This is a genomic window from Adlercreutzia sp. (assembly GCF_056795635.1).
In genome coordinates, this window is sequence record NZ_JBQIIT010000036.1 from 1 (window position 1) to 12,387 (window position 12,387).

Here is a 12,387-nt window from a genome sequence, read left to right on the forward strand (position 1 = left end):
GACAGCACGCTTTCCACGGCGCAATAGGCCGGCCCCAAGAACAAAAGCACGGCCGCCACCAGGCTGAGCCGCCGGTGCACCGGGCGGTGGAGCAGGTAGGGCTCGGCCATGGCCAGGGCTAGCAGCGTCAGGCAGGCAGAGCCCAGAAAGGCGAGGAACGAAACGAGCGCCCCTTCGTCGGACAGAGGGCCGAAGCGCAGCGAGCGCATGGACACAAGGGCTGAAATGCAGAAGAAATAGGCGATGAAGCATACAAGGCCGACATCCCCGTCATGACCATGGCCCTTCGCCTTGCAATCGTCGCGCTGCAACCCCGCGTGTTCCTTGTGTGCAAACCCAGCCATGCCCCATCATCCTACGTATAGGTATGTCATTGCGCCCCTGCGAACGAGCCGCCCATCAGCCAACTCCATGCGCGAGGCGCTTCCGTCCCGTAATTCTAGCATGAGCATCTGCGCCCTCTCCCCTCGCGTCAGTCTTGCGGCAACCCCACGTTCGCATAGAACCGATAGAACGAGTACCGACCGGCCACAATGGCCGCCATAACCAGAGCCGCACCGGTAATGGCCCACGTCAGTGACGCACTGGCTCCCAGCATGCCAAAGGCCCACAGGGTGGAGCCAGCCACAATGGCCAGCACCCGCACCGCACCCAGGACATTCCACTGCTCGAGCAGCCGATGAGCATCGCGTCGGCGACGCACGTTCTTCGCCACCACCGCCCCTTGAGCGTGCACCACGAACACCGCAGCCGCGCAGCAGAGCACCTCGGCCACCACGAGCCCCTGACGCACGGTACCATCGCCCAGCTGGCCGCCACAAAGGATGACGCCCTCTGCCACCACACCGCCAAGCAGCGCGATGACGGCGAACTCCACCGAGAACGACGGACTGTGCCAGGTAGGCACCGTGCGCATGCGGTAGGCCAAGCACTGGAACAGCACGAACAGACCAGCACAGCCGGCTACAAAGGCCAGCGGAATCTTCCACATATCCCCCGCTGCGATGAGGTTCTGCGACACCAGCACGTACAGGCAGCAGGCTACCACGAACAGAACCCCCGCAAACACCTCGTTGGACACGGCGGAATTGCCCAGGCGCATGAACGCCCGCAGGGCCGCCGCCGGCTTACCCAGGTGCAGGGTGGAACAGGCCAGAGCCGCCGCCAGCAGCAAGCAGAAGAAGGTGCCCGTGAAGCCCGTAGTGAGCAGAGTCACTTCGGGAAACACGTCGAACAAGGCCAGGAGCGCCGTGACGATCCACGCCCCAGCACACAAGGGAGCCACCGAGGTGAACACCACCAGCGGCCACTCTGATACTACGGATCGCATCTTAGATCTCCTTTCCGTTGGCCAGCACGCACTGGGCCGTATCGGACGGACAGCCATGGCGATGGGGTGTGATCACGATGTTGGGACGGGTATAGCTGCCCGGCGGCAGCGGTGCTACATCGCACTGCGACCCGTGACGGCCCCGTATCTCGTCAATCTCGCCGAACTCCAGAGCGCGCATGGGGCACGCCTCCACGCACAACGGCACTCGCCCCTCCTCCACACGGGCACGGCACCCGTCGCACTTGCGCATGACGCGCAGGACCCGACTATAGCTAGGGGCCTTATAGGGACAAGCGAAGGCGCAGCTGCCGCAGCCGATGCACTGATGGCTGTCGAGCACCACGAAGCCGTCGTCCTGCTTGCGCATGGCTCCCGACGGGCACACCTGCTGACAGACCGGATCGTCGCAATGGTTGCAGGCAATGGACAGGTAATAGGTGAACACCTGGTGGCGCCAGGCGCCGCCCTCCTGCATCCACGTGCCCCCCGAGGCTTCGCACACCCGCCGAAACGACGGCGTCTCGCCTAGCTGATAGGCGTCACGACAAGCCATCTCACAGGTCTTGCATCCCGTGCAACGGGCCGCGTTTACCCGGAAACCGTACTGCTTTCCCACGGTGCTCACCCCGCCTTCCGTACCTGGGCACAATTCGTATGCTGCGGATTTCCCTTGGCCAGCGGCGTGGGGCGGCTCGAAGTGAGCGTGTTGATGCATCCTCCCCGATCGAGTCGGTCTCCCTCCATGTCGGCCCGATGCCACGCGCCCTCGCCCAGGGCGATCACCCCGGGCATGATGCGCTCAGTCACCTTCGCCTCGATGAGCAGACGCCCGAAGGCCGTGGATACCTCCACTTCCTCACCGTCCTCGATGGCGCGGGGAACCGCATCCACCGGATTGATCCACAACTGATGGCGAGCCCGCTCCTTGATGGCGTCCAGCGAACCGTAGGAGGAATGGGCACGGCTGCGATGATGGTAGCCGATCAGCTGCAAGGGGAATCGCTCCCGGTCGGCAGTGCCGGGCTCGAAGGTAAGCGGCGCGTACACCGGCAGCGGACTGATCACCTCGTCGTCGCGCAGCACGAAATGGGCCGTATCCGCCAGAATCTTCTCGGAGTACACCTCGATCTTGCCCGAGGGGGTGTCCAGGGGATGGCCCTCGGGGTCGTCCCGGAACTCCTTGAAGGCCACGTGCGCCCCATCGGGATTGTCACGGCGGTACACTCCTACCTCTAAAAGCTCGTCGTAGGGAGGCAGGTCGGGGTCGGCGGCACGGGCCTGATCGTAGATGACCTGACGCCATTCCTCCTCGCTGCGCCCCTCGGTGAAGGCCTCGCCGAAGCCGAGGCGCTCGGCCAGCTGGGACAGCATCCAATACAGGGTGCGCCGCTCGCCGCGAGCCGGCAGGTACTGGGAATTCATGAGCACGTAGCCCGTATCTCCCGCCCAGTCGTTGGCGATGAGGCTGGGCTGCTCTACGGGCATCAGGTCGGGCAACACCACATCGGCATAACGCGCCGAGGCCGTCAGGAAGGTGTCGATGGCCACGATGAACTCGCAGCCATCCTCGTCCACCAGAATGTCGTGGGTGCGGTTGATGTTCGAGTGCTGGTTGATAATGGTGTTGCCCGCGTAGTTCCAGAGAAACTTGATGCCGCAGCGCAGGCGATCGACCCCCCTCACCCCGTCCTCGGCCGCCGTCATCTGGGGGCCGCGGGCGATGGCATCGGTCCACAGGAACACCGGGATGGCCGCCGCGACGGGATTGTCGGGACCGGGCACGTCGCCCTCGAAGAAACGGTAGGTCTCGAAATCCGACCCGGTATTGCCCCCGGATATGCCCACGTTGCCCGTGAGCACGGCCAGCATGGCGATGGCCCGGGCCGTCTGCTCGCCGTTGCTGTGGCGCTGGGGACCCTTGCCCTGGCAAATGGCGCAGGGCTTCGCCGCCGCAATGGTGCGAGCCAGCTTCACGATGGTATCGACGGGCACGCCGGTGGTGGCGCTGGCCCACTGGGGCGTCTTCGGACAGCTATCGGGACCAGCGCCCATGATGTAGCTCTTGTAGCTGGAGCCTGGCGGGGCCGAGGAGGGCAGCGTATCCTCATCGTAGCCCACGCAGTAGCGGGCGAGGAACGCGGCATCCACCAGGCCTTCCTCGATCATCACGTAGGCCAGCGCGGCCGCCAGCGCCCCATCGGTGCCCGGGCGTATGGCCACCCACTCGTCGGCGCAGTTCGCCGCCGTCTCGGAATAACGCGGGTCGATGACGATGGTGCGCACATCGGCCTCGGCAAGGGCGTCCTTCAGGTGCACCGAGCCGCCGCCCCCGCACATCTTCGTCTCGAAGCTGTTGTCGCCGAACAGCACCACGAGCTTGCTATGGCGCACATCCGAGGGGGTGTTGGCATCGCGTGCGCCGTACATATAGGGAAGGGCCGCGTCGATTTGGGAATGGCTGTAGTCGCCATAACCGTCCAGACAGCCGCCGTAGAGGTTCATGAACCGATGGAGGAACCCCATGATGTTGGCGCACATGACGCCGCTGGCGAAGTTGATATAGACCGCCTCGTTGCCGTAGGTCTCCACCACCCGCGTCAAGTTGCGGGCGATCAGATCCAGTGCCTCGTCCCAGCTGACGCGCTCGAAGCGCCCGGAACCGCGGGGACCCACCCGTCGCAGCGGATAGCTCAGGCGCTCGGCATGGTTGATCCACTCGCGTATAGAGCGGCCGCGCAGACAGGCTCGAATCTGGCGCGCGTCGGCCCCATCGTCGATGGAGCGGTCCGATTCTACCCACACCAACTCGTCGCCCTTCATGTGAAAGTTCAGGATGCAGCGGCCCTCGCAGTTCACGCTGCAATAGCCGAACACGGTGCGCGTGCCGTCGCTGACGCGCCCGTAGGAGTCCACCAGCTTTTCCGGCTGGACGGACAGGGAAGTCTTAGCCGACGTAAACACGGGATGCCTCCTCTTCAAGGTCGTTGCGCCGCGGGGATGCCGCTGCGCGGGCGCAGGAGCGGTCAAGAACAAAGCGCCCCACGCGCAGCACACCGTAGGCACCGAACACCACAGCGCCGACCACCAGCGTCGAAGTCGCATCGCCCACGCCCTTCAGGGCGGCGGGATACAGAATCAGTACCTCGTGTACGAAGATGAGCCCGAAGAACACGTAGGAGGCCCGCTGCACGTTCTTCCACACCGAAGCCCGCATGGCCCGCTTGATGCCCTTGACCGAGGTCGCACCAAGCACGATCAGCAACACGAAGAGCACGAGGGCCACCAGCAGCGATGCCTGCTGGTTGACTGCCAGGGCGTCCAGGTGAGTTGCCAGCGGCCCCAGATAGGAGCTGAGGTAGTTCAGACAATGGGCAAGCGCGAGGATGCACGCCATGAGGGACAGCTCGGCCCGAATGGGGCCGATGGCGCGGCGCACGGGCGATGACTCCGCGAACACGCCGCAGTACATCACGATGACGAACAGCGAGGTGGCCACCATGCCCTGCTGCACCACTGGGGCCAGCACCCGCAGCGCGGCCGGCGGGAAGTTCAGTCCCACCCCTGCCACATACAGCAGATCCAGAGCCACGGCCAAGCCGTACCATAGCCACGGCATCCGATGAATGCAGCGGTGCGCCACCGCCACCACCGCCGCCGTGATGATCAACACAACGAGAAAACTCATAGGAACTCTCCCCTTCACGATGAGCCCGAAACCGAGCCCAAGCGCTCCCTACGCCGTCAGCATCGCGGCGAGCCGCTCGCTCTCCTCTTCCAGCGCCGCGTCCTCGTCCAGCACTTCATCGAGATAGCGGGCCCAAGCCGCGTAGAAACCGCTTCGATCATGCTCGCGCACACGGGCGCAGAATCGATGCGCCCACCGGTTCAGATGCTGCTCGGCGAAAGCGCCCTGGGTGCGCAGCAGCGCCGCTACCGCCGCCGGATCGACAACCGCCGACTCCACGCTCTCGATGCCGGCGGCCAAGGTGCCATCGGCGACCTCGCGAGACGCCTCTGAGCCGAGGGCCATCAACAGGCCGTCGCACAGGTTGCGCAAAAACTCCAACTCGGTACCGATAGCATCTTCGGGCTCGCGGTTCTTCGCCTTCATGATGTAGCCATGGCACTCGTAGAAACGACGCACGGCCAGGGTATCCGCCGTGAACATGCGCGATACGCCCGACAGATAGGCCGATTCGTGCAGCGGCGCCATCACCTCGCGCGGCCCCAAGAACAGCCGGGCGTACTCGGTACGCGTGGCCGTGGCCAGGGATTCCATATCGTCGCAGGACAGCGCCGCCAGAGCCCGGCCCAGCCGATCCTCGGGCGAGGCGTCCGGCACGCCGGCCGCCCCTGCGGCCTCGGCCACCATGTGGCGCACGGCCTCGGCGGGAGTCTCGCGGCTGAACACCGCGGCAGTCACGGCGAAACGCTCGCGCCGCATGGCCGTGATATCGGCCAGGGCAGCCACCGCAGCAGCCGGGTTCATCGATTCGTCCATAGCTCACAGCTCCTCGCAGGTTAGGCGGCGACCGGGAAAGGAAGCCCGGCCGCCGCGCGTTGGCTACTGGTCCTGGATGGTGGTGGAGGTGCTCAGCAGATCGACCGCTGCCGCAAAGTAGGCCTGGGCTGCCTCGTTGGAGTCGTACACCTCAAATCCCAAGGATTTCGCCGCCAAATCGGTGATGTCCATCTGCCGAGCATGGGTCTGGGCCGCCACGCACATGTTGTTCACCTGTACGCCGCAACCGGCGCAGGCAGTCAGAATGTAGTCGGCGCCCACCTCATCGGCCTCGGACACGCGGGCCACGCCGGAGGTTGGCACGCTGCCGATCTCGTAGAAGGCGTTCACCAAACCGCAGCACAGCGAGTCCTGGCGGTTGTGGCGCATGTCCTCGTAGTCCACACCAGGCACCGCCCTGATAAAGTTGCGCGGCTCCTCGTACACGTTGAACCAACGACCCAGATGGCACGGATCGTGATAAGTGACCTTCACATCCACTGGCTCGCCGGCGCCCAAGTCCAGCGTGCCGCTTTCCACCAGCTCGTTCAACACGACCACCGAGTGGACGAACTCGATGTCGAAGGGCAGCCCGTGGGCCTCGGCGATGCCGCCGTACAGCTCGGCGAAGGTGGCCAGGCACGCAGGGCAGGGGGTGATAACCTGCTTCACGCCGGCCGCGTTCATGCGCTTGATGTTCTCCACGACGCGCGCTTCGAAATCCTCGGCGTAGCCGCCCAAGAACAGGTAGAAGCCGCAGCAGATATCCGATCCGTTATCGCCCAGATCTACCGGCTCGATGCCGGCGGCGTTCAACAGGTGCACAGCGTTTTGAGCTGTGTTCTTCGAGATGGTCTGGGTCCAGCAGCCAGGCCAGAACCCGATTTCTCCAGTATCGCTGAAGCGCATGTCGTCGGTATGCCAACTCAGGGCCTCCACGTCCGACCCCCAGAAGTTGCCCGTGCCCAGCACGTTGCCGCGCAGGGCCGCCAGACCGGCGTTCGAGAAGCCCTTCTGCTTGAAGTAGGGCTTGGCACCCAGGTACTCGTCGGCCATCTTCAGCGACACTTCACAGGTCTGCTCGCAGCGCTTGCAAGTAGTGCAGATGTTCAGCTTGTGCACCATGGACACGTCGAAGGGAATATGGCCCTTGGCGTATTCCTTGATGAGGTACCACTTGCCGCGCGGGGAGTTGTCCTCCCACGGATCGGGCAGAAAGACCGTGCACTTGCTGCGGCAGAAACCGCACTCGGCGCAGGCGAAGGCGCTCTCTTCCATATGATTGGGCAGATCGGTGAGGGGCTTCACCTCGTTATTGCGGCCGCCGAGCACGCGGCCCAGAGCCGCACCGATGCCGGCCACTCCGCGAGCCGAGCCAATGGCGCGGGCGATCAGCTTTGCCGGCGACTTCCCGTCCAGCGACGGGGGCAGCACCTTGCCAGGATTCATGATGCCGGCCGGATCGGTCTCGGCCTTGAAGGCGGCCACACGCTTCAAGGTGTCCAGGCCGAAGATGTCCTCGGACTCGGCGGTCAAATACATGCCCGAAGCGTAGGCGCGACCGCCCAGCTTCTTCGCCACCTCCGAGATAACGAGCGAATTCGCAAAGGCCATGGTGAAGTCGTCCTTGCGCTCGTCGGCCAGAATAAAGCCGATCAGGGCCAGCATGGTATCGCCCACCACCGTGGCCTCGTAGACGAAGGAGTCCTCGTACTTCTTCACCATGGTCTCGTTGAAGGCGACTAGCTTGTCCTGGGCCACCAGGACATCGACGGGGATGATCGAGGGACCGAATTTCTTGCCCCGCAGCGGATAGTAACGCTCGGCCCAGAGGGCAGCAGCCGCCCCGGCGCCCAGATCGGTGCCGTGGGCTGCCGCCGCAGCCGCGCCCAGGCCATCGACGTCGGCGGTCACCGCCAGCACGATCCAGTTCTCGGGGAGGGCGGCACCGGTGGCTCGGTTCATAAGAGCCACGTAGTTCGGCGGCTGGATGTTCACGTGCCATGCGCCGGCCCGCTGGGCTGCACGGGCGAAGGCTTGAGCCGCCGCAGCATCGGCAAAGGAGAACGCCGCCACGGTTTCTTCCCCGGCGGATAGCATGCGGAAAGTCACAGCGGTCACGATGCCGGTAATGCCCTCCATACCGTAGACGAGGGCCACCTCATCGCCCTCGAAGGTGCGCAGGGAGCCATCGCCCAGCACAGCGGTCACCGACACGAGATTGTCGGCCAGGGTGCCCGCAGCGGCGCTGCCGATGCCGGCACCGCCCTGGCCCACAAACCCGCCGATCGTAGCCGAAGGGGCACTCGTCGGCATGAGGGGCATGCGGAAGCCCTGAGCGCGCAGAGCCTCGTCGATATCCTGCAGGGTGGTCGCCGGCAGCGCCGTGGCCGTGCCGGCCTCGGTGTCCACAGACACCAGGCCGCGCATGCGGTACATATCCACCACGATGCCGCCGGCCGCGGGCACCGCGCCGCCATAGCCGGCCGAGGCCGAGCCCCGCGGCGTGAGGGGCACGCCCCCGTCGCGAGCCAGGCGCGCGATCTGCTGCACCTCTTCCACCGTTTCCGGCTGCACCACCATATCGGGCAGGGTGCGGATGAACTTCTTCACCACATCGGGCAGGGTGCCCATGTCGTGGCTGTACACCACGCGGCGCACGTCCACCGTGCTGGCGCGGTCGCCTAATTCGCTTTGCAACGCTTCCAGAGTTGCCTGGTGATCCATGATGTCTCCTCGCATCGCGGGCCTCGGTGCGGCATTGCCTGCAAAGGGGAGGCGCGCAATGCCGCCCCGAGGCCCCTCTCTCATAGGGGCCGCCTCCGAAGAGGCGGCCGCTCTCAACGGGTAGATCGGCGCTTACCGAATGGGAATGAAGCGCGTCGTAGGATTCGTGGACTCAACAGTGAAGCCCGCGCCCTCGGGCACGCCGCCCGCAGCCTCATTGTTCTCCACCGTATCCACGGTGAGGATCTTCATCGGGCAGGCCTCGACGCAGGCCGGCACATCGCCCGCATCCAGGCGCGCAGCGCACATATCGCAGCGGATGATGCGGTTCTCTTCCTCCAGGTACACGGGATGCTCGTAAGGGCACGCCTTGATGCACGACTGGCAGCCGATGCACACCTCGGGGTCGTGCACCACGATACCGTCCTCGCGCTTCACCGTAGCACCCGTGGGGCACACGCTGACGCAGGCCGGATCGGCGCAGTGGTTGCAGGCCACGGTAATCCAGGGACCCACGGGCTGCTGCTCGAAGCTGGTGGCCTTGCGCAGCTGCACCTCATCGGGGGTGCGATGGCGCATCTGGCAGCCCGTGACGCAAGACTGGCAGCCGATGCACCACTTCTGATCCAAAAGAAAACCCATTTGACTAGCCATGAGGTAGCTCCTTCTTCTTCACGAACGTCGTTAGGCCTTGCGCACATCAACCAGGTTGGCCTGGAAGGACGTGCCCATGCCGTAATCGGACGTGTAACTGGGCGTGGTCACATTCACATTGTTCTTGCCGTCCATGACCTTCGGCCATGCGCTCTTCAAGCCGGCAACGTTGCCCGCAGCAATAACGTCGTCCCCGACGACCATGGCCGTCAGCGAGTTGCACACGCCGCGATCGTTGAACACCTCGACCGCATCCCCGTCGGCGATACCGCGGGCTGCAGCATCGGCCTCGTTGATGTACAGGTAGGGGTCGCCGTGCAGCAGACGGATCTTGCCGATGTTGTGCCAGTTCGAGCCGCACAGATTCTTCGAGGTCACCGTAAGGAAGTTGAGGGGATAGACCGCCGCCAGATCGGGCGTGCCGTCTTTGCTCTCGGCCGAGGGAATGTACTCGACGACCGGGTGCAATCCCAGCTCCTTGAGGCGATCGGAGTAGAACTCGATCTTGCCCGAGGGCGTGGCGAAGCCGTTAGCGAGATCGTCCGCATAGGGAACGAAGTCGGGAAGCTTGCGCCAGTGCTCCTGCTTGAGCGTCTCGTAGCTCATATTGGGCCCGTAAATGGGGTTCGCGCCCTCGGTTCCCTCGATCAGGGCCTTGGCCAGAGCGGGAATGTCGTCGTCGAAGCACGGATCGGTGTAGCCCATGGCCTTGGCCAGGGTGTTGGCCATCTCGATGTTGGTCTTGGCCTCGCCTGCCGGCTCAACAGCCGGCGTGTTGTGGTTGATGTACCAGCCATGGTAGTCCTGATGGATGTCCTCGGTCTCCAGCAGGTCCGTGCAAGGCAGGATGATGTCGGCGTAGTCGGCCGTGTCGGTGTACCACTTGTCCGAGACCACCACGAACACCTCGTCGCGGGCCAAGCCCTCGCGCACGCGCTTGTTGTTGGGAACACTGACCAGGGGGTTGCCGTTGTAAACAAAAACCGCGCGGCAGGGCTCGCCTTCATAGCGGCCCGTCTCGTTCAGGACGTCCGCATAGTCGGTGATGTTGATGACGCGGTACTTGTAGCCGCCATCCTTAATCTGATCCCACGTGGTCACATAGCCGCCACCGGGCGTGGACGCGCCCAACAGCTCGGTGCCCATGCTCACATTGTCGAAGTTGAGCGCCCAATAGCCGCAGGTGAGCCACTGGAAGCCAGCGGCGGCGTTCGTGCCGATCTGACCGGTCAGGGCGGGCAGGAAGCTGATAGCGCGAATCTTCGAACCGCCGTTGGAGTCGCGGTTGACCTGCATGCCGATCTGAATGATGGACGTCTCGGCCTCCGCGTAGGTGCGAGCGAACGTCTGCAACTCCTCCACCGTGCAATCGCACGTCTTGGCCACGCGCTCGGCCGGCCACAGGTCGGCGGCGGCCTTCAGCTGGTCAAGGCCCATGCAGTACTTCTCGACGTACTCCTTGTCGTAGATGCCCTCATCGAGCAGGATCTTCACGACACCCAGAGCGAACGGCGTGTCGGTGCCGGGACGAATCTTGATCCACTGATCGGCCCACTCGCACAACGGAATGCGGAACGGGTTGACCACGACGACCTTGCCGCCGTTCTCGATGCACTGCTTGACGTACTTGACAGCATGGACCGACGTCGCCGAGAGGTTGCTGCCCCACGACACGTACAGCTTGGTATTGGCATACTGCTCGGGATCGACGTCCTTCTGGGAGCCGAACGTGTAGGGCAGTGCCGCCACCCCGGCGGCCTCGCACATATTCGGCATCAGCGCCGAGGCACCCATGCGGTACAAAAAGCGCAGAACGCCGCTGAAGAAGCAACCGTTGATCAGGCCAAACGTACCCGAGAACGTATAGGGCACAATGGCCTCGGAACCCTCATTGGCAATGATCTCCTTGAAGCGGTCGGTCACCGTCTGCACGGCTTCTTCCCAGGAGATGCGCTCGAACTGGGCGCCGGGGCCCTTCGGTCCCACGCGCTTCATGGGATAGATGATGCGGTCTTCCGAATAGTGGTAGTCAAGGTAGGTCTGGCCCTTGACGCACGGGCTGCCCGCCGTGTAGGGGTTGTCCTTGTCACCGCGAATCTGAACGGCAACGCCATCGACGACCTTGGTGCAGATGCGGCAGGTGTCGTAGCAGTTCTTCGGGCATACGCCGTGGACGATCTCCCCCTCGGCCGTCTCCCAATCGTACTGGTAGCCCGCGCCACTCCCCTCGCCCGTCTCAGACAACGAATCGTCGCCTGAATCGGCCGCCGGCGCGCAGCTGGTCAACCCCGCAGCGGCCACGGTGCCGACCGCAAGCCCCTGGAGAAAGCGACGGCGAGAAAGCCCTCCTCCGGAATGCTTCAAATCAGTGCTAGCCATGGAATCCTCCTCTTCCGGTCTTGACCCGATCCATTGGGAACACGTGCTTCGTTACGGGTCGCGGTCATCTTATAGACAGGCCTCGCCGTACCGCATCCTGCATAACAAAGGATTTAGGACGCAGCCGGCGGCCCAAGGCGAAAACGCCCTACCGTAAAACACACTATGCTTGGATGAATATAAATTCCATCTGGGATAATGCCCATATATTGACACTCTGGTAGAAAACAACGAACCCCGGCATCGTAAGATGCCGGGGTTCGAACGTTTCATGGTCGGGTTGACAGGATTTGAACCTGCGGCCTCTGCGTCCCGAACGCAGCGCTCTACCAAACTGAGCCACAACCCGAAAGTGCTCTTCTCGCGAACAGCGAACGATATGATACCACAGAAGCCGCACCGCGCAAGGAAAAAGTTCGGAGATACGCACTCTTCACGCGAATCGAGGGTGCACGCGCACGACACCGGGGTCGCGGCGGCAAGCGAGAGCGCAACCCATCACTGCCGGTATCGATGCGGGTGACTTACGCGAGAACGCAGCCCGTCGTCTTTCTAGTATCGGTACAGGCGGCTTGCGTTCGTCCGCATCCGGAGCGGCCTATGCATATCTCGCCAGATTCTCGCTTCTGCATCTTTTGGTTCGATATGCATAGTTTTGAGAGCCTCAGCAAGCTGGAATCTATGCATATCGAGGGAAAACTCGCAGCAAACCTATACAAATCGCCGCAAAATGCGCACCGCTGCGAATTCTAGCCCGATATGCATAAGGTGACCAGGGCGCGCTCCTGCCGCC

The 12,387-nt window shown here is 63.8% G+C and carries 9 protein-coding genes and 1 tRNA gene; all 10 read right to left on the bottom strand.

Annotated elements, in window-relative coordinates; translation table 11 throughout:
* On the bottom strand, positions 1 to 344 hold a 344-nt coding region (locus ACTOXK_RS11440; protein ID WP_482279945.1), incomplete at its 3' end, for a hypothetical protein.
* A 128-nt stretch (positions 345 to 472) separates the two neighbouring features.
* Positions 473 to 1,330, bottom strand: a complete 858-nt coding sequence (locus tag ACTOXK_RS11445; protein WP_217951723.1) for a dimethyl sulfoxide reductase anchor subunit family protein — start codon at positions 1,328 to 1,330, stop codon at positions 473 to 475.
* Position 1,331: 1 nt separating this feature from the next.
* Positions 1,332 to 1,958, bottom strand: coding sequence for a DMSO/selenate family reductase complex B subunit (locus ACTOXK_RS11450; protein WP_286143011.1), 627 nt, complete (start codon positions 1,956 to 1,958; stop codon positions 1,332 to 1,334).
* Positions 1,955 to 4,294, bottom strand: a complete 2,340-nt coding sequence (locus ACTOXK_RS11455; RefSeq protein ID WP_482279946.1) for a DMSO/selenate family reductase complex A subunit — start codon at positions 4,292 to 4,294, stop codon at positions 1,955 to 1,957. The genes ACTOXK_RS11450 and ACTOXK_RS11455 overlap by 4 nt, the downstream gene beginning before the upstream one ends.
* On the bottom strand, positions 4,278 to 5,018 hold the full coding sequence (locus ACTOXK_RS11460) for a ferric reductase-like transmembrane domain-containing protein (RefSeq protein ID WP_150839175.1): 741 nt from the start codon (positions 5,016 to 5,018) through the stop codon (positions 4,278 to 4,280). The genes ACTOXK_RS11455 and ACTOXK_RS11460 overlap by 17 nt, the downstream gene beginning before the upstream one ends.
* A 48-nt stretch (positions 5,019 to 5,066) precedes the next feature.
* The gene (locus tag ACTOXK_RS11465) at positions 5,067 to 5,834 is read right to left on the bottom strand and encodes a TorD/DmsD family molecular chaperone (RefSeq protein WP_482279947.1); all 768 of its coding nucleotides are present in this window, start codon (positions 5,832 to 5,834) and stop codon (positions 5,067 to 5,069) included.
* Between the two features lie 63 nt (positions 5,835 to 5,897).
* Positions 5,898 to 8,561 carry an FAD-binding and (Fe-S)-binding domain-containing protein gene (locus ACTOXK_RS11470; RefSeq protein ID WP_482279948.1) on the bottom strand — a complete coding sequence of 888 codons (2,664 nt, stop codon included), beginning with the start codon at positions 8,559 to 8,561 and terminating at the stop codon, positions 5,898 to 5,900.
* A gap of 132 nt (positions 8,562 to 8,693) precedes the next feature.
* Positions 8,694 to 9,215 carry a 4Fe-4S dicluster domain-containing protein gene (locus ACTOXK_RS11475; RefSeq protein WP_016310409.1) on the bottom strand — a complete coding sequence of 174 codons (522 nt, stop codon included), beginning with the start codon at positions 9,213 to 9,215 and terminating at the stop codon, positions 8,694 to 8,696.
* Positions 9,216 to 9,245: 30 nt separating this feature from the next.
* Positions 9,246 to 11,594: a molybdopterin-dependent oxidoreductase gene (locus tag ACTOXK_RS11480; protein ID WP_016310408.1), complete on the bottom strand. Its 2,349-nt coding sequence runs from the start codon at positions 11,592 to 11,594 to the stop codon at positions 9,246 to 9,248.
* A 272-nt stretch (positions 11,595 to 11,866) separates the two neighbouring features.
* A tRNA-Pro gene (locus ACTOXK_RS11485) sits at positions 11,867 to 11,943 on the bottom strand.
* Between the last annotated feature and the right edge of the window lie 444 nt (positions 11,944 to 12,387).

Coding starts and splice junctions, on each gene's coding strand:
- ACTOXK_RS11445 (WP_217951723.1), bottom strand. CDS start 1,330: ATGCGATCCGTAGTATCAGAGTGGCCGCTGGTGGTGTTCACCTCGGTG.
- ACTOXK_RS11460 (WP_150839175.1), bottom strand. CDS start 5,018: ATGAGTTTTCTCGTTGTGTTGATCATCACGGCGGCGGTGGTGGCGGTG.
- ACTOXK_RS11465 (WP_482279947.1), bottom strand. CDS start 5,834: ATGGACGAATCGATGAACCCGGCTGCTGCGGTGGCTGCCCTGGCCGAT.
- ACTOXK_RS11470 (WP_482279948.1), bottom strand. CDS start 8,561: ATGGATCACCAGGCAACTCTGGAAGCGTTGCAAAGCGAATTAGGCGAC.
- ACTOXK_RS11475 (WP_016310409.1), bottom strand. CDS start 9,215: ATGGCTAGTCAAATGGGTTTTCTTTTGGATCAGAAGTGGTGCATCGGC.
- ACTOXK_RS11480 (WP_016310408.1), bottom strand. CDS start 11,594: ATGGCTAGCACTGATTTGAAGCATTCCGGAGGAGGGCTTTCTCGCCGT.